General features: G+C 34.8%; 19 protein-coding genes. 9 read left to right on the top strand and 10 right to left on the bottom strand.

What is annotated here, in order from left to right:
• Positions 1-360: 360 nt before the first annotated feature.
• On the bottom strand, positions 361-1,695 hold the full coding sequence (locus tag ACYQ0N_RS12025; RefSeq protein WP_177531909.1) for an NYN domain-containing protein: 1,335 nt from the start codon (positions 1,693-1,695) through the stop codon (positions 361-363).
• A 318-nt stretch (positions 1,696-2,013) separates the two neighbouring features.
• Positions 2,014-2,436: a hypothetical protein gene (locus tag ACYQ0N_RS12020; protein ID WP_460162793.1), complete on the bottom strand. Its 423-nt coding sequence runs from the start codon at positions 2,434-2,436 to the stop codon at positions 2,014-2,016.
• Positions 2,437-2,546: 110 nt separating this feature from the next.
• Here ACYQ0N_RS12020 and ACYQ0N_RS12015 point away from each other — a divergent pair, with 110 nt between their 5' ends.
• Together ACYQ0N_RS12015 and ACYQ0N_RS12010 are read left to right on the top strand one after the other, a co-directional pair.
• Positions 2,547-2,876, top strand: coding sequence for a helix-turn-helix transcriptional regulator (locus tag ACYQ0N_RS12015; protein ID WP_177531907.1), 330 nt, complete (start codon positions 2,547-2,549; stop codon positions 2,874-2,876).
• Between the two features lie 142 nt (positions 2,877-3,018).
• The gene (locus tag ACYQ0N_RS12010) at positions 3,019-3,348 is read left to right on the top strand and encodes a helix-turn-helix transcriptional regulator (RefSeq protein ID WP_177531906.1); all 330 of its coding nucleotides are present in this window, start codon (positions 3,019-3,021) and stop codon (positions 3,346-3,348) included.
• A gap of 353 nt (positions 3,349-3,701) precedes the next feature.
• On the opposite strand, the gene proS is transcribed toward ACYQ0N_RS12010, so the two are convergent.
• Positions 3,702-5,159 carry a proline--tRNA ligase gene (gene proS / locus ACYQ0N_RS12005; protein ID WP_177531905.1) on the bottom strand — a complete coding sequence of 486 codons (1,458 nt, stop codon included), beginning with the start codon at positions 5,157-5,159 and terminating at the stop codon, positions 3,702-3,704.
• On the bottom strand, positions 5,152-5,421 hold the full coding sequence (locus tag ACYQ0N_RS12000; protein ID WP_177531904.1) for a hypothetical protein: 270 nt from the start codon (positions 5,419-5,421) through the stop codon (positions 5,152-5,154). The genes proS and ACYQ0N_RS12000 overlap by 8 nt, the downstream gene beginning before the upstream one ends.
• 283 nt (positions 5,422-5,704) lie before the next feature.
• Here ACYQ0N_RS12000 and ACYQ0N_RS11995 point away from each other — a divergent pair, with 283 nt between their 5' ends.
• The 5 genes from ACYQ0N_RS11995 to ACYQ0N_RS11975 all read left to right on the top strand — a co-directional run bounded on the left by ACYQ0N_RS11995 (position 5,705) and on the right by ACYQ0N_RS11975 (position 10,260).
• Positions 5,705-5,989 (top strand): dockerin type I repeat-containing protein, encoded by a 285-nt coding sequence (locus ACYQ0N_RS11995; protein ID WP_460162792.1) that lies wholly within the window; start codon positions 5,705-5,707, stop codon positions 5,987-5,989.
• A gap of 17 nt (positions 5,990-6,006) precedes the next feature.
• Positions 6,007-6,942, top strand: a complete 936-nt coding sequence (locus ACYQ0N_RS11990) for a trypsin-like serine peptidase (protein WP_460162791.1) — start codon at positions 6,007-6,009, stop codon at positions 6,940-6,942.
• Between the two features lie 17 nt (positions 6,943-6,959).
• Positions 6,960-7,925, top strand: coding sequence for a dockerin type I repeat-containing protein (locus ACYQ0N_RS11985; protein WP_460162790.1), 966 nt, complete (start codon positions 6,960-6,962; stop codon positions 7,923-7,925).
• Between the two features lie 170 nt (positions 7,926-8,095).
• Complete coding sequence (locus tag ACYQ0N_RS11980) at positions 8,096-9,112, top strand: dockerin type I repeat-containing protein (protein ID WP_460162789.1); 1,017 nt, start codon at positions 8,096-8,098, stop codon at positions 9,110-9,112.
• A 170-nt stretch (positions 9,113-9,282) separates the two neighbouring features.
• Positions 9,283-10,260 carry a dockerin type I repeat-containing protein gene (locus ACYQ0N_RS11975; RefSeq protein WP_460162788.1) on the top strand — a complete coding sequence of 326 codons (978 nt, stop codon included), beginning with the start codon at positions 9,283-9,285 and terminating at the stop codon, positions 10,258-10,260.
• A 345-nt stretch (positions 10,261-10,605) separates the two neighbouring features.
• Here ACYQ0N_RS11975 and bioA read toward each other — a convergent pair whose 3' ends face one another.
• The 4 genes from bioA to ACYQ0N_RS11955 are packed head-to-tail and all read right to left on the bottom strand — an operon-like array spanning position 10,606 to position 14,212.
• On the bottom strand, positions 10,606-11,946 hold the full coding sequence (bioA, locus tag ACYQ0N_RS11970; protein WP_177531898.1) for an adenosylmethionine--8-amino-7-oxononanoate transaminase: 1,341 nt from the start codon (positions 11,944-11,946) through the stop codon (positions 10,606-10,608).
• Positions 11,947-11,998: 52 nt separating this feature from the next.
• The gene (bioD, locus tag ACYQ0N_RS11965; RefSeq protein WP_177531897.1) at positions 11,999-12,673 is read right to left on the bottom strand and encodes a dethiobiotin synthase; all 675 of its coding nucleotides are present in this window, start codon (positions 12,671-12,673) and stop codon (positions 11,999-12,001) included.
• Positions 12,666-13,637, bottom strand: a complete 972-nt coding sequence (gene bioB, locus ACYQ0N_RS11960) for a biotin synthase BioB (protein WP_460162787.1) — start codon at positions 13,635-13,637, stop codon at positions 12,666-12,668. The genes bioD and bioB overlap by 8 nt, the downstream gene beginning before the upstream one ends.
• Complete coding sequence (locus ACYQ0N_RS11955; protein ID WP_460162786.1) at positions 13,634-14,212, bottom strand: biotin transporter BioY; 579 nt, start codon at positions 14,210-14,212, stop codon at positions 13,634-13,636. The genes bioB and ACYQ0N_RS11955 overlap by 4 nt, the downstream gene beginning before the upstream one ends.
• 141 nt (positions 14,213-14,353) lie before the next feature.
• On the opposite strand from ACYQ0N_RS11955, the gene ACYQ0N_RS11950 reads away from it, so the two are divergent.
• Positions 14,354-15,616: a bifunctional folylpolyglutamate synthase/dihydrofolate synthase gene (locus tag ACYQ0N_RS11950; protein ID WP_460162785.1), complete on the top strand. Its 1,263-nt coding sequence runs from the start codon at positions 14,354-14,356 to the stop codon at positions 15,614-15,616.
• Here ACYQ0N_RS11950 and ACYQ0N_RS11945 read toward each other — a convergent pair.
• Together ACYQ0N_RS11945 and ACYQ0N_RS11940 are read right to left on the bottom strand one after the other, a co-directional pair.
• Positions 15,593-16,852 (bottom strand): hypothetical protein, encoded by a 1,260-nt coding sequence (locus tag ACYQ0N_RS11945; RefSeq protein ID WP_460162784.1) that lies wholly within the window; start codon positions 16,850-16,852, stop codon positions 15,593-15,595. The two genes, ACYQ0N_RS11950 and ACYQ0N_RS11945, sit on opposite strands and share 24 nt — an antisense overlap.
• A gap of 22 nt (positions 16,853-16,874) precedes the next feature.
• Positions 16,875-17,612, bottom strand: a complete 738-nt coding sequence (locus tag ACYQ0N_RS11940; RefSeq protein WP_460162783.1) for a LytR/AlgR family response regulator transcription factor — start codon at positions 17,610-17,612, stop codon at positions 16,875-16,877.
• Between the two features lie 337 nt (positions 17,613-17,949).
• Between ACYQ0N_RS11940 and ACYQ0N_RS11935 the strand changes: the two genes are divergently transcribed.
• Positions 17,950-18,090: a cyclic lactone autoinducer peptide gene (locus ACYQ0N_RS11935; protein ID WP_177531891.1), complete on the top strand. Its 141-nt coding sequence runs from the start codon at positions 17,950-17,952 to the stop codon at positions 18,088-18,090.
• Positions 18,091-18,102 lie beyond the last annotated feature (12 nt).

Genomic DNA, 18,102 nt, shown 5'->3' with positions numbered 1-18,102 from the left:
TAATATTTTAAAATTCTTATATTATTAGTTCTATTTGATTTGTAATAAAAAATTCGTCAGCCGTAACTGCTGACGAATTGCTATTCTCAACCGGTTTTTTGTTCCCTATTGAAGTCACGTATTTACGGGCTTTTTTGGCGTCCAAAAGCGGCATGATTAGTCCTTATCATGACGTCGGTATTTAGAAACAGTCAGGACAGGTCTATATTCTTAGCTATTGGATTTTCAGAATAATTAAATATTTGTAAAGAAAAATGGAGCAAAACCTGATTAACATCTGTTTTGCTCCAAAAATTATAACTATCGCGGCTTACATTACTCACAAGCGCGTTTTTTTCAGAATAAGATTTTAAATCATATCTATTCCTTTATATGTATAGTGAAAACTCCGTTTAAATCCACGGAAAGTCTGAGCGTTTTTATATATCTTTCAAAAAACTGATTTTTTTCCGTATCTCCGGCTTCAAGCCTTGCCGACTGATATATTTCGTCAACGAGGTCTCGACCGTTTATATCGGGAATTTCATTTATACGGCTTTTTAGCAGATCCAGCAGGACGCTGTTTTTAAACACTTCAATATTGCCTGAGCAGAAATCGTCGATAGAGCAATAATATATGCCTCTTGTGTCGAGGGCCTGCTTGATTGCGCTGCCGCATTTGTTGTATTCATACATAACGAGAAAATCCGCGTTAGGCAGGGAAGAGATAAGTCCCCAGTAATCAGAATCGCTGGAGGCGAGTATAAACGACGTTATTTTATTGTCGTAAAACTCGCGGCACACTCCCGCGGTCATTTTTATATCCACAAGCGATTTGTTATCGACGACTCTCTCCACTTCTATGTGCTCGACAGGTATGCTTGTGAATTTTTCAAGGCGGTCCCATGCGCTGGTTGTGTGGTAATCGTCAAAGAGGATAATTTTCCTGATTTTCGAAAGCTCCTCCTGATTAAGATTTTTCAGCATTGCGTAGAGCTTATAGACGTTGGAATTTTCGCAGTCCACCACAATGGCGGTGCTTTCGTTTCTTTGTATAAAATCATAGATATTTGTTTTTGTGTAATCGGCGGCGTCGGTTACTTTTTCATTTTCATTAAAGAAATCGTCGTTAAGATCGTAGATAATGCTTACAAATTTCTTATCGTTAAAAAGCATATTGCCGCAGTCGTAGGGCTTCCAATGCAGGTAAACCTGATACGGATAATTGCCTAAGTTTTCCATATATTTATTAAATTCTTTAATTACAACGCTTTCCACCTGACCTTTGGGTATAACGAATAAATCCTTGATATAATCCCAGTTTAGCCAGGCGGGGAAGAAGTTTTTGCAGGAATTTATATGCTCCTGAATAAGCCTGTTAAAATCCGACATATATTTAGAAGATCTGTAATTAACTTTAAGGATAGGGATTCCGTTTTCCTCAAGCTCTTTTATATCCTGATATGAAAACCAGCTTATAGAATTCAGGTTTTTAAGATCATATTTCATTAAATCGTCTGTTTTTTTGAATTTAAGGAAAAGGGTTGTCCTCAGCTTGCAAAGACTTCTTATTATTCTCAGCTCGGATATATTATCAAGCTGCTTGAGCGCGTCGGGGCATTCGGAAAAATAATTTTCTATGAGAGCGCGCCTTTGAACGCCGCTCATATAAGCTACTATGGAAACTATATCCTTAGTGTTTTCTTTATAATACATAAAAATCCTCCATATTTGATTTATATCTACAATTATAACACATCTTAGAATTGGCGGAAAGCGATTAAAATAGCGTATTTTGTCTTAAAAAATATTATTTTGGGTTAATATGAGCAAAGTGTTTTTCATTTCTTTGCTTGCACAAAGAAACGAAACAAAGAAATGCACCGGCTCAAACGCCGCCGGACCGCTTATGCCGCATAAAGCGGCAAATTTTATACATGAGTGGGTGAGATAACTATATTGACACCCATTAAAAGCTTACATATCTCGGATGGAATATTCTCCTATGTTTTATAAGAATATGATTTAATTGAATTAATTTAGCATAAAAAATATTTTTTGGGCAATATCTTTTATTAATTTTCGGCTTTCCTCATCTTTTTCATCATATGAATAAAAAATGTCTGGATTTTCACGTTTATAATTTAAAAAAGAATATTCGTTAGACAATAGTTTGTTTATGATTTTTAACTGTTTTGCATTTAATATTAATTCATAAATTTCATATCCATCAGGCTGTTCCGTTGCATCTTTATATGTATAAACCTTTTTGCCTTTGACAAGTTTTACCATGCTTGATGTTGCATAAAGGCTGAATCTATCTCCTACATTTAATTTTCTTGCCGCCATTGACGCCTCTAATATATCATACCCGTCATCTTTTCTGCTATCAAGTAATACTTTTAAAAATCCTGCCCTTCTTGCTAATACTACTCCTGTTATCTTTTTTATGCCCATAACAATTACTCCCCAATAAAATACAGTATATAATTGTGAAATTACAATTTATACATCTAATATTTATAGGTTTGTACTGTATAATTATTAATGTGAATGGTGGTGAGTAAATGAACAGAATCAAAGAACTTCGTGAAAGCAAACGTATGACACAAATAAAATTAAGTATAGAATTATCTGTTTCACAAGAAACTGTAAGTGCTTATGAAAACGGAAAGCATTATCCAAGTGTAGAAAATCTTTTAAAAATGTCAAAAATTTTCAATTCAAGTTGTGATTATATATTAGGAATTTCAGACACAAGAGAAATTATATCAACCGGAAATTACACAGATGATGAAATTGCTTTATTATCAAAATATCGCGCATTAAGTTTTTCAAGTAGAAAGTTGATTCTGTCTTATGTTCAAGGAATATTAGATAAAGAAATTAATAATTAAATATAGCAAACAAAGAAACATCTTTAATTAAATGTTTCTTTATTTTTGCCAAATTACAGTATAAACCTGTTTAATTATAACATGATCCTGTTATAAATACAAGTTATTGCTGTATAATTATTAATAAGAATGGTGATGATTTATGAATAGAATTAAAGAATTACGAGAAAGCAAAGGAATGACACAGATAAGATTAAGCATTGAATTATCATTATCACAGGAAACAGTTAGCGCGTATGAAAATGGCAAGCATTATCCAAGTGTTGAAAATCTTATTAAAATGTCAAAAATATTTAATGCAAGTTGCGATTATATACTTGGTCTATCTGATACTAAAGCTATTATTTCAACAGGAAAATATACAAAAGATGAGATTTTATTAATTTCAAAATACCGAGCGGTTAGACCAACAAGTAGAAATCTGATATCTGCATATGTTCAAGGCATATATGACAAAGAAAATAAAATATAATTACATTCTTATAAAACATAGGAGATTTTTCCATCCGAAATATGTAAGCTTTTAATGGGCGTCAATTTAGTTATCTTTATAATTTAATGTATAAAATTTGCCGCTTTACGCGGCATGAGCGGTCCGGCGGCGAATGAGCCGGCGCATTTCTTTGTTTCGTTTCTTTGTGCGAGCAAAGAAATGAATAAATACTTTTGCTTTGCTTTTCACAAAAGCCAAACCTTGCGAGCAAAGAAATGAAAAATACTTTTGCTTTGCTTTTTTCTAAAAGCAGAAACATTTTTAAACTTTTGCTTTGCTTTTCACAAAAGCGGAAAAAAACGGAGGTATCTGCCAATACCTCCGTTTTTATTTTAGTATGCTTTGCCCCAGTAAACCATTTTATCCGCAGGTCGGCCGCAGCAAACGCATTTATCTGAAATCTTTTCCTGCTCAAACGGTATGCAGCGGGATCCTACGCCGGTCTCTTCTTTTATTTTCTCCTCGCAGGCCTCGTCTCCGCACCACATCGCTTTAATAAAGCCGTCGCCGTTTTCATTGAGAGCCTTCGTTATCTCCTCAATGGACTTGCAGGAATAGGTTTTGTTTTTCCTGTTTTCCAACGCTTTGTCGTATATACCGTCGTGAACTTCCTTGAGCTTATCCATAACGGTACCGGAAAATACTTCGAGCATGTTTTCAAGTGAAACAACGGTTTTTTCCCTGTTGTGACGGGTTACGACCACACACTGATTATTTTCGATATCCTTAGGGCCGATTTCGATTCTTACAGGGACTCCTTTCATTTCATATTCGGCAAATTTCCAGCCGGGCGAATTGTCGGTATCGTCAAGCTTTGTGCGGACTCCGCAGGAAATCAGCTTATTGTAAAGCTCCTTCGCCTTTTCCAGGACGCCCTCCTTATGCATAGCCACAGGCACTATTACCGCCTGTACGGGCGCGATTGCAGGCGGAAGAACAAGACCGCTGTCGTCTCCGTGAGTCATGATTATAGCGCCGATAAGGCGGGTTGTAACGCCCCAGCTTGTCTGATGAGGATAAACCTTTTTGTTTTCCTTGTCGGTATACTGTATGTCGAACGCTTTTGCAAAGCCGTCGCCGAAATAATGAGATGTTCCGGCCTGGAGCGCTTTACCGTCGTGCATCAGCGCCTCTATGGCGTAGGTCGCTTCGGCTCCGGCAAATTTGTCGCTGTCGGTCTTTCGGCCCTTGACAACCGGCATAGCAAGATAATTCTCGCAGAAATCGGCGTAGACATTGAGCATTCGTTCGGTTTCTTCAACCGCTTCCCGAGCGGTTGCGTGTATTGTATGTCCCTCCTGCCAGAGGAATTCCCTTGAGCGCAGGAACGGTCTTGTAGTTTTTTCCCATCTTACAACGCTTACCCACTGGTTATAAAGCTTAGGCAGGTCGCGGTATGAGTGAATTATATTTGAATAATGCTCGCAGAAAAGCGTTTCTGACGTCGGTCTGACGCATAGCCTGTCCTCAAGCTTTTCGCTGCCGCCGTGCGTCACCCATGCGACCTCCGGCGCAAAGCCCTCAACATGATCCTTTTCCTTTTGCAGCAGACTTTCCGGTATAAACATAGGCATGCAGACGTTTTCGTGACCGGTTTCCTTGAACATTCTGTCGAGAATGCTCTGAATGTTTTCCCAGATCGCATAACCGTAAGGGCGGATTACCATACAGCCCTTAACGCTGGTATATTCAATAAGCTCCGCTTTCTTTACAATGTCCGTATACCACTTAGCAAAGTCTTCGTCCATAGGCGTTATAGCCTCGACCATTTTTCCGTTATTCTTAGCCATTTTTAACATCTCCGTTATTATTTGAATTTAGATTATCAGAATTTTTTTCATTCTTTTCGTCCTTCGGCGGAGCATCGTATATGCTCCTGACCTTATATATATCATCGTCCACCCTTTCGGGACTCTTTTTAAAGAGCTTGGCTATTACTTTATCGACGAAAGCCGCCATTTTCGGAGTTAAAAGCGATAAAATGAAAATTAAAGCCAGTATCGCAAGAAACATAAACAAAAACTTTATCAGATAACTATATGATTCGTTCATCAGCTCAAACCTCCTTGCTGTAAAATACTTATTATAGTATAACAACTTTTGCTTTATTTTTCAAGATGTTTTTAAAACAAAGGTTATTTCTTGGTTGGTTTATAGTTTTTACATATTAATAGTCTGTCAACAAAATCTTCATATGTAGTTCATAAATTATTAAATGTAACAAATTACTATGGATATATTTGGTAAAAATGCTAATGGTATTTTTTTTATTCTTATTATATAATAATAATGGAAGGAATAACTGGACGATTGGTTTAAGAAAGGATGAGATGTTATGAAGTGTAAAAGAATTTTCGCGTCAATATCGGCGGCGGCAATTATGGCGGTATCGTCCATGAATGTATCTGCCGTTGCTCCGGAAGGTTATGACGTGAATAATGACGGACGTGTAAATATCGCTGATGCGGTAGCCATTAGCATGGCTTTATCGGGAAATTCCAAAGCGTCTGATAATACGGCGCTTGATGTAAATAATAACGGGGTAGTAGATCATTTGGATTATATGTCAATTATGGCGTACGTAGCAATGGTTGGAGATGTTACAATTACAATGCAGTAAAAGGAGGATAAACAATTATGGTTAAATATAAAAATAAGCTGTCGGCAGCGGCGGTATTTTTGGTAATGTGTTTTACCTTGGTGATGAGCGGATATGACAGCATGACGAGCGTCGGCGCAACCGGAGGTACGGATTATGTAAAATATACATATGCAACAGGAACACAGGAAACTTATAATCTTCCGGAAATTCCCGTTGATCAGAATATAACCGCTATGACGGCAAGAGCAATGAGCGATTATGTAGATCCAAGACCTAATGCTGATTTGGATACTGCGGTTGTTTCTTTATATTTTTATACGTATAACGATAATAATGTTGTATGTACAGCTGGAACAGGTTTTATAATTGGCGATCATGAAATTATGACTGCGGCACATTGCGCATATAATTTTTCAGATTCTGCTACTGTAACAATACCAAATGCTAATCCATATACAAGTGAAGCTATAACATTTAATGTGGTAGCGGCGCATGTTCCTCAGGCTTATATTAATTATGAAACCATAAATAATATACCTGGCTTATGTTCTCAAGATGTAGATTATGCTATATTAACCGTGTCAGAAGATTTAAGCCAGTATGGCTCATTTCTATTAGGAATGGGAACAAGTTCAATAAAGGGAAAAAGTGTTCCTATTCATTGCATGGGATATCAAGGAAATGAATTGAAGATTTCAAATGGTTTGATAATAAATATAAATAATATTGGTATTTCAAATAATTATGAAACTAATTTATATTCATATTATCAAACAAGCGGTTCACCAATTTATACAGAAAGCTATTTTGGTGTTCCAAACACAACAAATGAAGATTATGTTTTAAAACGTTATAGAACGGCTATTTCACTTGTTTCTACTTCCTATAATGATAATAATGGTTCACATACTTATGGAATTATAATAGGATCTGAAATTTTACAATTTGCATATTCAAATAATTATCTTTGATTTTAGGAGTTGATTTTATGAAAAAAGCAAAAAAGCTGTTAGCATTGATATCATCGGCGGTTATGATAACGTCAATCGGAGCAATGTCTGTTTCTGCTGGTACAACAGAAGAAATAATATATAATTCTTTTCCTAATGGTCATTCATATCCAGTAAAGCAAACAGTCAGAACGGAGTATAAAGGTATTATTGTAACAATGCCGGACGGAGAAGCGCCGACAGCAGAAGAACTTGATATTGAAAATGCAGAAATATCAGCATATACTTCTAACATTGGATTTGTTGGATTAGGCGGATCGTATATTAACGGGATTTATATGGGAGGTTCGATAACAACTCCTGTAGGCAGCGACTATACTTATCTTATTGATAGTGAAGATTTAACGGAAGAAAAAGCGGTTGAATTGATTAAACTTTGGAAAATAAGAGAAGTAGTAGAAACTGCTGAAATGTTTTATGAAACTCATATGGAGAATGGCACTTTAAATACTGGTTATAGTGGAAATAATGTGACATTGCGATTATCTTTTGAATATAATAATTCAGATGGCAGCAATTTATACGAAGATATTATAGCAGAATCGGAATTTTCGATTTATTCATTAGATGATAATAGGTTAGAATTAAGTTATGATAGTGATAAATATGATTTATCAAAAGCATATGATATGGTAATGAAATTATGTGAAGAAATAAAAATTAAGGATAAAAACGTTATTGACATATATCCGCAATGGCTTTATCTTGTTTCAGATACCATGTCAAACGGCTTATATAATGTTGAACCAATTTGGGGCGATGCGACAAATGACGATAAGGTAGATTTATATGACGCGATAGAGATTGCAAAATATATAATGGATATATCTGAATTTGACGAAGACACAAAACTTCTTGCGGACATAAACCGCGATGGAGTAACGGATCTTTATGACGCGATTGAAATTGCAAGAATTATTATGGAAGAGTCAAAAGCCGGATAAAATAATATTAATAAATAATTGCCAGTCCCTGAATGGTGGGGACTGGCAATTTGTTCATAAAAAGTTTACAAATAAATGTCGAAAAAGGTGTTGAAAAACTGCGATAAATGATGTATAATATATTTGTAAAGTAAATAGTACGGAAATAAATATTTCAGGAGGTTGATTTTATGAAAAAAGCAAAAAAGCTGTTAGCATTGATATCATCGGCGGTTATGATAGCGTCAATCGGAGCAATGTCTGTTTCTGCTGGGATAGCAGGAGAAAAGTATTATGATTCTACATATACTAACGAAAATGGTTATATTGAACCTATTCGTGTATATGAAAATTTAATTTATACAGGAATTGTAGTTACTATGCCTGATGCAAATGCTCCTACTGTTGAAGAAATCGGTATTGACTGCAAAATCAGTGAATATAATGCGGTTAATTATGAGAAATTACAATATACTTCTGTAAATGACGGCACTATGGGGTGGGGATTTGAAGAGAGCATAGCGTCAGAAGCAAATCAATATATGTTGGACACTGATGAAGTAATGAGCGAAGATGAGGCAATTGAGTTTTCTAAAAAGCTTTTAATTCGTGGTATAGTTGAAAAAGCAGATGTCCTTTATGCACATCTTGTTTCTAATGGTAATATTGCAATATTATCAGATAATAAAGTTGTTGTTACTGTTGATTTAAAAAATGATTCATCAGAAGTTGATTTTAGTATCGAAAATTATCCGGAAATAAAGGAAATACTTAAATATTCAGAATATGAAATAGAAGTAAAGGATTCGACGATTTTAATTTATTGTGATTTAGAAGATTCGGATTATATAGATTTAAAAACTAATGCTTTTGATAGTATGAATGCATACAATGATATTGTTGCTTTAAAGAATATTTTGATATCAACCTATGATGAAATAGAAAATGTTGATATTTGGTTTGGATATTTATATTCTGATAACGCAACTGATGCAGTCTATTCAATACAGCCTAAATGGGGCGACGCGACAAATGACGATAAGGTAGATTTATATGACGCAATAGAGATTGCAAAATATATAATGGATATATCTGAATTTGACGAGGACACAAAACTTCTTGCGGACATAAACCGCGATGGAGTAACGGATCTTTATGATGCGATTGAAATTGCAAGAATTATTATGGAAGAGTCAAAAGCCGAATAAAATAATATTAATAAATAATTGCCAGTCCCTGAATGGTGGGGACTGGCAATTTGTTTATAAAAAGTTTACAAATAAATGTCGAAAAAGGTGTTGAAAAACTGCGATAAATGATGTATAATATATTTGTAAAGTAAATAGTGCGGAAATAAATATTTCAGGAGGTTGATTTTATGAAAAAAGCAAAAAAGCTGTTAGCATTGATATCATCGGTAGTTATGATAGCGTCAATCGGAGCAATGTCTGTTTCTGCCGGTATGACTGAGTCTATTATAGTGCAAGAATATGGTGTTGTTTCAACAATGCATAAAAATTATCCGGTAAAGCAAACAGTCAGAACGGAGTATAAAGGTATTATTGTAACAATGCCGGACGGAGAAGCACCAACAGCAGAAGAACTTGATATTGAAAATGCAGAAATATCAGCATATACTTCTAGCATTGGATTTGTTGGATTAGGCGGATCGTATATTAACGGGATTTATATGGGAGGTTCGATAACAACTCCTGTAGGCAGCGACTGTACTTATATTATAAATGGTGAAGATTTAACGGAAGAAAAAGCGGTTGAATTGATTAAACTTTGGAAAATAAGAGGAATAGTAGAAACTGCTGAAATCTTTTATGAAACTTATATGCGTAATGGAGATTTATTGAGAGGTTTTAGTGACAGTGGTATGACATTGTGTTTATCTTTTAAATATAATGATTCAGATGGCAGTAATTTATACGAAGATATTATAGCAAAATCGGAATTTTCAATATATTCATTGGAGGGTAATGATTTAGAATTAATTTATGATAATAACAAATATGATTTAGTAGATGCATACGAAATGGTAATAGAAATATGTGATGAAATAATGGAAAAAGATAAAAATGTTATAAACCTATATCCGAAGTGGTTTTATCTTGTTTCCGATACCATGTCAAACGGCTTATATAATGTTGAACCAATTTGGGGCGACACGACAAACGACGATAAGGTAGATTTATATGACGCGATAGAGATTGCAAAATATATAATGGATATATCTGAATTTGACGAAGACACAAAACTTATTGCGGACATAAACCGCGATGGAGTAACGGATCTTTATGACGCGATTGAAATTGCAAGAATTATTATGGAAGAGTCAAAAGCCGAATAAAAGACTATAAATAGAAATCGCTTGATTACATTAACAGTGATTGGCAGGTTGTTCACAAAAAGTTTACAATTAAAAATGATGTTTTATATTGAAAAATCAATATAAAAGTTGTATAATAAAAGCATAGAAATAAGGCAATATAAATTTTGTCGATTAATGTTTTTGTATATCTATATATATAATTTACATTTTACTTGAATCGCATATTAGTAGATCTGCTCTCACAAATAGCAGACATTATAAATTTGACGACAAGAGAACTGAATTATTTATCTCACTCTTCTTCCAGTTTCTCTTGTTAAGTCCCTGTAAGTAATTACAGGGACTTTTTAAATTCTATTGAGATTAATTCAGTATAATATTAATAGACTGTAGACATATTTCTATTGAACGGTCAATTTCGTCTTTACTTATGTTCAGAGGTGGATTAAAGTATAGAACATTGCCTAAGGGACGTAGAATAAGCCCCAGCTTTAATGCTTCCTTATAAATCTGATAACCAATTCTGAGCGAGCTGTCAAAAGGAGTTTTATATTTTTTGTCAGTAACCAATTCTATTGCATTAATAAGCCCGATTGAACGTATTTCACCGATATTTTTGTGATTTCCAAGCTTCTCATTAAGTCTGCTGTTTAAGTATCGCGCAGTTTTTGAAGCATTTTTGAGTATCGGCTGTTCACGGAAAATTTTCAATACAGAAAGCGCAGCGGCACAGCCTAAAGGATTGCCACTGTAGGTATGACTGTGCATAAATGCCTTGCCAGAGCTGTAATCATCATAAAATGCGTTATAAATGTTATCTGTTGTAATTGTAATTGCCATTGGCATATATCCGCCAGTCAGTCCCTTTGATATGCACATTATATCCGGAGATACTCCCGCATGTTCAAAGGCGAACATTTTTCCCGTCCTGCCGAAACCGGTTGCAATTTCATCGGCTATCAAAAGAACATTGTATTTATCGCATAGCGCGCGCAGCTTTTTAAGATATAAAGGCGGATATATCTTCATTCCCGCGCTTCCCTGTAAAAGCGGTTCAACTATCATTGCGCATGTTTCATCAGCATATTGTTCAAATGCGTCTTCAGCATATTTAAAGCATTCACATTTGCAGTTATCACGAGATTTTTCAAAAGGACAACGGTAACAATCAGGCGCTTGAATTCGAATAGTATTCAAAAGCATAGGCTGATATATTTTTGCGTATAAATCAAGCGTTCCCACTGAAAGAGCGCCGATGGTTTCACCGTGATAGCCGTCTGAAAGACACATAAATCGCGTTTTTTCCGGATGACCGGTCTGATACTGATATTGGAATGCCATTTTTAAAGAGCATTCAACAGCGGCCGAGCCGTTGTCAGAAAAGTTGAATTTACTTAATCCTGGTGGAATTACATCTGATAGCTGCTCGCATAAGCTGATTGCTCCCTCATGTGTAAAATTTGCAAAAATTACATGTTCGAGTTTATCAAGCTGTTCCTTAATTCCTTGATTTATATCAGGATTACAGTGCCCTAAAAGATTACACCACCATGAGCTTACAATATCTATATATTTCTTTCCGCTTTTGTCGTAAAGATAAACGCCTTTTCCGTGATCTATAACAATTGGCGGAAGCTCTTCATAATCCTTCATCTGTGAGCAGGGGTGCCAGATATATTTCAAGTCCTTTTCTTCAAGAGTCATATTAATCTCCGTTCTGCCGATATATAAAATAAAGCGGCAAGGTTTTTAGTAATTATATTTGTTCATAAATCGTTTCAAGAGCATTTTTGCTTATATTTATATTTTTATCGTTCGGAGCTACGCATTCAATAACCGGAACGCCCGTTAGTTCCTGAATCATGTCCATATTGTTTTTTTGCATATGATTTCCTGTATAATGATTTAAAATAATTCCCTTAATTCCTATATTTTTAGATTTAAGGTATTCTGTTGTCAGAACAGTGGCATTAATTGTTCCCAGACCGCTGTCGGCAATAATGATTGTGTTCAGCTCTAAGGTCTTTATTATATCTTCCAGTAAAATATGCTCGCTGTTATCCCATCGTATAGGACATATAATACCTCCGCTTCCTTCGACTGTAACATAATCATATTTATGACAAACAGACTTAAAGTCGTCCTTTATTTTATTTAAATCCACAGGATTTCCTTCAATTTGTGAAGCAAGGTGGGGAGAAAGGGGAGACTTATATAAATAAGATATAAGAGATTCTTGGTTCTGGTTTATTTTGGCTGTTTGGTTTACATAGCCTGCGTCGCTTTCTTTAATAGTTTCCGCCCCGCTCAGCGCCGCTTTGTAGTAACCTGCGTTTATCCCGTATTCCCTAAGCTTTTTGATAATAAGAGCGGTAACATAGGTTTTGCCAATGTCCGTTCCTGTAGCTGTTACAAATATTCCTTTACTCATTGCAAAGCGCCGTCCTATAATTCAGTTCCTTCAGAAGCTTCATATCAGTTTTAATTGTTATTCCCGATGTAGTCAGCATATTTCCTGAAATGGCTGAGTTTGCTCCGGATTTAAAGCATTCTTTTCCTTTACTTTCCATAAGACCTCTTCCTCCTGCAAGACGTATTGACGCGTCCGGAAGTATAAAACGGTAAACTGCACAGATACGGCACATATCCTTTTCGGTCAATTTTTGATTATTTTCAAACGGCGTACCGGGAATAGGATTTAGCATATTGATAGGAACAGACTTGATACCAAGCTCACGCAATGTAAAAGCTATATCAGTTCTGTCCTCGTCAGTTTCACCAAGTCCCATTATTCCTCCGCTGCATACGCTTAGTCCGGCATTTTGTGCCGCTTTGACAGCATGTATCTTATCCTCAAACGTATGAGAAGTACAGACGTTTTTAAAATAATTTTCTGAAGTTTCAAGATTATTATGAACTCTCGATACTCCTGCATTTTTTAATTTTTTATATTGTTCTTCATTAAGCAATCCGAATGAAACACAGACGGAAATATTTGTTTTTTTATGTATTTCTCTTATAGTTTCACACATTTTATTAACTTCTGAATCCGAGAGCCTTTTTCCTGAGGTGACAATTGAAAATCGTAGAATTCCCTGCTCTGAGTTGCTTACGGCTTCATTTACTATGCTTTCGGTATCAAGCAGAGGATATTCGTCTGCGTGAGTATGATAAAATGAGGATTGAGCGCAGAATTTGCAATTTTCAGTACATTTTCCGCTTTTTCCATTGATTATTGTGCATATGTCAAATCGGTTTTCACAGAAATGTCGTCTGATTTCATCAGCGCTGCTGCAAAGCTCATTATAATCGCTGTTCCACAAGGTCATAGCTTCCTGTTTGGAAATATTTATTCCTGATAAAACCTTTTCCTTTAAATTATTAATATTGCTCATTTTTTCTCTCTTTCTCTGTTAAGAATGGGTATTAGTCTTTGTGATAAAAATGACGCCAAAAATGTTAAGGCGAGATCGCCGGGAATGATAAATAGAAAGCAGTATAAAAACACTGTTTTTACACTCATATCAGTTCCAAGATAAAAATTGGTAATAAGAAAGCAGTAAATCATTCCTATTGCATATACTATAACAAGTCCTGCTAAGGAAGCTGTTAAAAGCCTTTTAAACGACGGTCTTGCAGCCTTTGACGCAATCATTCCGGTTACAAACGAGCCAATTACAAAGCCTATTATATATCCGAAGCTGGGCTTAAAAATATATCCGGGACCTCCGCCTTCAGTAAAAATAGGTATTCCTATAAGACCTGTAATCATATAAACAAGAGAACTGGCAGCTCCAAGCTTTGGTCCCAGAAGCAGTCCGGCAAGTGTTGTAAAGAATAGCTGCAAAGTAAACGGTACGTATGGTATAGGTATTCGTATAAACGCTCCTACAGCAATAAGCGCGGCAAACATTGCGCATAAGACCATATCTGTTGTTTTAATTGTTTTTTTTTCCTTGATTGTTTCCATGAAAAACCTCCGTTTTACTTTTTTATTGATTATATCACAGGCCAGCTGTATTGTCAACCTTGATTTAATATATGGGTGACAATCTGGACAAATTGTGCCTTGAGTGCTATAATAAACAAAAAACTATTTGGGAGAATTATTATGTCATTCAACGCTGTAAGCTATGTTCAAGGCTTTAGCCATTCGGGAAAAAGGGTTAATGATTTGTCAAGAATCTCTGATTTGCTAAAAAGACTTGGAAATCCTCATAAAATGCTTAAATTTGTTCATATAGCAGGTACTAACGGTAAGGGATCGACACTTGAATATCTGTCGGATATTTTTATTCAGGCAGGGTATAAAACGGGCCAGTTTACATCTCCTTATATTGAAAAATATAATGACAGAATCAGAATAAATGGAGAAAATATATCTGACGAAAGACTTGGAGAGATATGCGTCAGGGTGAAAGAAGCAGTATCAGGAGAATGCTATTCACAATTTGAAATAACATTTGCTATTGCGCTGATTTATTTTTTAGAGGAAAAATGCGATATTGTATTTCTTGAAGCGGGAATAGGCGGATTGCTTGACGCTACAAATATAATCGACGATCCTTTATTGTCTGTAATAACCTCCGTTTCCTTGGATCACACTCAGATTCTGGGAAACACTATAGGGGAAATAGCTATACAGAAAGCAGGTATAATAAAAAAGGGCTGCCCCGTTATTTTAGCGTCTGACAATACGTCTGAAGCATTGGAAATTGTAAAATTAAAAGCCGAGAAAAGCCATAGTTTGCTGATTATACCGGATACTGCTGACTGCATTTGTTTAGATTCAAATATTTTAGGCAGCAGATTTATATATAAGGGAAAAGAATTTCAGATCAGAATGTGCGGAAAGCACCAAATTAATAATGCCTTAACTGCAATTGAAGCCGCCGAATTGTTAAGGAAGGGCGTCTTTGATCTTTCAGATAAAAATATAAGGGACGGAATAAAAAAAGCTAAGGTTAAGCTCAGAATAGAACTGATAAGCAAAAATCCGCCTGTCATTGCCGACGGCGGACATAATATGTCTGGTATTGATTCTCTTATAGAAATATTAAATGAGCTGGACTGCAAGGTTATTGGTATTGTGGGAATGGTTAGAGGTAAAGACGTAAAATATGCGGCAGAGCGGCTGTCCGGTATTCTTGATGCCGCAATATGCGCTGACGGCTATATTGATAATAACATACCGTCGGCAGAGCTTAAAGATTATTTTACATGCCCGTGTGAAGCAATGGATTATAAGAATGCGATTGAAAGGGCGGTCGGCGTTGCAGAAGAAAGAAACGCTGCGGTTTTAATATGCGGATCTCTTTATCTTGCTTCAGCAGTAAGGCGGGAGTTTATATCATTTGATAAGGGACGCCTTTGAAAAATCAAGCCATATATTTGTAATGATCTTATTTCTGTTTTTATTAAAAAGTATAATTCCGTTATATTTATCCATTATATTTGAAATTTTTTTATTATGATAAGGGTTAAAAGGAACCGTAATTTCATCTTCTGATATATCGTCCGTAAGATAAATATCAGTAGTTTTGAGATAGTGAGAAATAATAATGCTGAGATAATTTTTATTATTCAGTATTTCGAGATCTATCGCCGGCTGAAAGCTGCTGCTTTTTGATGCGCTTATAGATTCTTTAAGGGTATTTGAAATTATTGAAATTATCTCGTTTTCCGGAAAGTTTTCTATATACGGCGAAATACTGCAATTAACTGAAATATTTTTTTCACGGCAGTCCTTTACCGCATTGTTGATAATAGTGTTCAGACTTTTATAATTAGTAAAAGCAGGATTTTCAAAATTATTGCATTCGTTCTTTTCAGAGGTTTCCTGACTTTTTCTATTTGTTTTCAGTGAACCGGCAGATAACTGGTTAATCTGTTCCTCATGCCTTATTATTTCCTGAGCTATACGGTTTATCTTTGCCTTATTTATATTTATCTGATGACATTTATGTATTATTATATAATTTAAAACGTTTATTGAAACTAATACCGCGATAGCGGTTAATGAAAACGGCGTTGAATATTTTACTGATGAAATAACCTCAAAAAGTATATTGCATGCGACAATCGTTAATATAAATACGCTCATTATATATCTGCTTTCATTTCTTGAAAAATGCAGCTTTTTATTTCTGGTGATTTTAATAATAAATTTTGTAATAATGAAGTAAATGGATTTTGTAGAAATTAATATCAATAATCTTACAATACCGGACGAAGAAATGAGTATGTAAATCGGCGTTTTAAAAATACAGCTAACCAGCGTTAAAATAATAGAGTTTATAATTAATACAAAAAATACTGACAGTAATGATGTAAGAATTTTGTAGAATATCCGTCCGTTAAGGAATATCAAGGAAAATATCAGACATATTATCATCTGCATAGATCCGATAAAAGAATCCACCGGTATAATTGTTGAAACAACGGTTGAATTTATCACAGAAATAACTACGCATAGCATAAATTTTGTAAATTTATATTTCGGATCCTTATATCCAAGCATGTTCACCATAAAAGACGTTATCATGATTGATTCAACAACACAGGCTGCAAGTTCTATAAGGTGCCAGATAATATTTATATATTCGTTCATACTGTATTATTAACCTCATTATTTATAGTCTTATTGAACACGGATCAGCAGAACTCGATTTATGCTGAGCAAATCGGTATTTGATTATGTTATTTAATACCTCTGTTCTGCTTTTTCCGATGGGAAGGGTTTTCATGTTATTAAGGGTAACGTAATGCCGATTGACTGAAAATACCGATCTGACATTAACCAGATAGCTTTTATGAATTCTGAAAAATCCGAAGCCTTTAAATTTATCCTCCAGAAGCTTTAGAGTTGTTCTGATAGGAATAACCTTATTGTCTGTATTTATTTCAATAACGTGGCCGAAGGTTTCAAAGTAGTTAATATCCTTTATTTTCAGGTTTACTGTACCCGATTCTGATTTAAATGTGAAATACTGGTCCTCGCCGTTAATCTCAAGAAAAAGAGAGGGCAGCAATTCAGTCAGCTCCGACTGAAGATTGATATTATGTATAAAACCGAACGGCTGGTATTTTATAATTTGGCATGCTGTTCTTTCATTGTCGGAAATAAAAATAAGCCTTGTTTTTTCACCCGACATTCGAATGTATCTGGCAATATTGTCCGCGCTTTTATCTTTGATATTAGTATTGATAAATATTGCTTTGTATTTATGATGATCAATTATAAGCTCGTTTCCGGAGGTGTAAATGCTTATATCGCATCTCAGACGAAATTTATTTGAGAACTGTTCAATAGAATTTTTTATTATAATTGCGTTATTAAGGTTATTATCACAAATAGCTGTTTTTATCATATTGCTCTCCATTCGTTATAATATTTATAATAATTCAAATAATACTTATGTATTTCTTTATTAAACCATTATAACATATAAATTCGAATAAATTGTGAACAAACTTAAAGAAATTATAGATTTTTTGAAAATTATTTTATTAATGTATAAAGTTTTAAGCGTTTGTTTATAAAATATGAATAAATTATGAATAAATTATTAAATTCCGCATTTGATGTAAAAAGATTATTCTTTTAAGAAAATCATTTGATTTTTATTCCAAAATATGTTATCATATATTTGTCAAAAGGTAAAGTCCTTTAGACAGAAAATAAAAATAAAAAGGCAGGAATTTGTTATGAAGAAGATTTCAAGAAAAATCATGGAAGCAGCAGCAAAGGTTGGCATGAACACAGCAGTTAAGGCTTGCGGTTCAGCTTCATTGTATGGCTGTCATCAGCCTAAGGAGCCAAAGGCTCTTAAGGAAATCGTTAAGTAATAATAACAGTTA

It is taken from the genome of Ruminococcus sporogenes, assembly GCF_054655175.1.
The sequence above is the reverse complement of the archived record's forward strand: the minus strand, read 5'-3'. Positions and strand labels throughout refer to the sequence as shown.

Excerpts from the sequence above, each read along its gene's own strand:
- ACYQ0N_RS11985 (WP_460162790.1), top strand. The coding sequence starts at position 6,960 with ATGAAAAAAGCAAAAAAGCTGTTAGCATTGATATCATCGGCGGTTATG.
- ACYQ0N_RS11990 (WP_460162791.1), top strand. The coding sequence starts at position 6,007 with ATGGTTAAATATAAAAATAAGCTGTCGGCAGCGGCGGTATTTTTGGTA.
- proS (WP_177531905.1), bottom strand. The coding sequence starts at position 5,159 with ATGGCTAAGAATAACGGAAAAATGGTCGAGGCTATAACGCCTATGGAC.
- bioA (WP_177531898.1), bottom strand. The coding sequence starts at position 11,946 with ATGACTCTTGAAGAAAAGGACTTGAAATATATCTGGCACCCCTGCTCA.
- ACYQ0N_RS11980 (WP_460162789.1), top strand. The coding sequence starts at position 8,096 with ATGAAAAAAGCAAAAAAGCTGTTAGCATTGATATCATCGGCGGTTATG.
- ACYQ0N_RS11955 (WP_460162786.1), bottom strand. The coding sequence starts at position 14,212 with ATGGAAACAATCAAGGAAAAAAAAACAATTAAAACAACAGATATGGTC.
- ACYQ0N_RS12020 (WP_460162793.1), bottom strand. The coding sequence starts at position 2,436 with ATGGGCATAAAAAAGATAACAGGAGTAGTATTAGCAAGAAGGGCAGGA.
- ACYQ0N_RS11950 (WP_460162785.1), top strand. The coding sequence starts at position 14,354 with ATGTCATTCAACGCTGTAAGCTATGTTCAAGGCTTTAGCCATTCGGGA.
- ACYQ0N_RS12010 (WP_177531906.1), top strand. The coding sequence starts at position 3,019 with ATGAATAGAATTAAAGAATTACGAGAAAGCAAAGGAATGACACAGATA.
- bioB (WP_460162787.1), bottom strand. The coding sequence starts at position 13,637 with ATGAGCAATATTAATAATTTAAAGGAAAAGGTTTTATCAGGAATAAAT.
- ACYQ0N_RS12000 (WP_177531904.1), bottom strand. The coding sequence starts at position 5,421 with ATGAACGAATCATATAGTTATCTGATAAAGTTTTTGTTTATGTTTCTT.
- bioD (WP_177531897.1), bottom strand. The coding sequence starts at position 12,673 with ATGAGTAAAGGAATATTTGTAACAGCTACAGGAACGGACATTGGCAAA.
- ACYQ0N_RS11945 (WP_460162784.1), bottom strand. The coding sequence starts at position 16,852 with ATGAACGAATATATAAATATTATCTGGCACCTTATAGAACTTGCAGCC.
- ACYQ0N_RS11995 (WP_460162792.1), top strand. The coding sequence starts at position 5,705 with ATGAAGTGTAAAAGAATTTTCGCGTCAATATCGGCGGCGGCAATTATG.
- ACYQ0N_RS11935 (WP_177531891.1), top strand. The coding sequence starts at position 17,950 with ATGAAGAAGATTTCAAGAAAAATCATGGAAGCAGCAGCAAAGGTTGGC.
- ACYQ0N_RS12015 (WP_177531907.1), top strand. The coding sequence starts at position 2,547 with ATGAACAGAATCAAAGAACTTCGTGAAAGCAAACGTATGACACAAATA.
- ACYQ0N_RS11940 (WP_460162783.1), bottom strand. The coding sequence starts at position 17,612 with ATGATAAAAACAGCTATTTGTGATAATAACCTTAATAACGCAATTATA.
- ACYQ0N_RS11975 (WP_460162788.1), top strand. The coding sequence starts at position 9,283 with ATGAAAAAAGCAAAAAAGCTGTTAGCATTGATATCATCGGTAGTTATG.
- ACYQ0N_RS12025 (WP_177531909.1), bottom strand. The coding sequence starts at position 1,695 with ATGTATTATAAAGAAAACACTAAGGATATAGTTTCCATAGTAGCTTAT.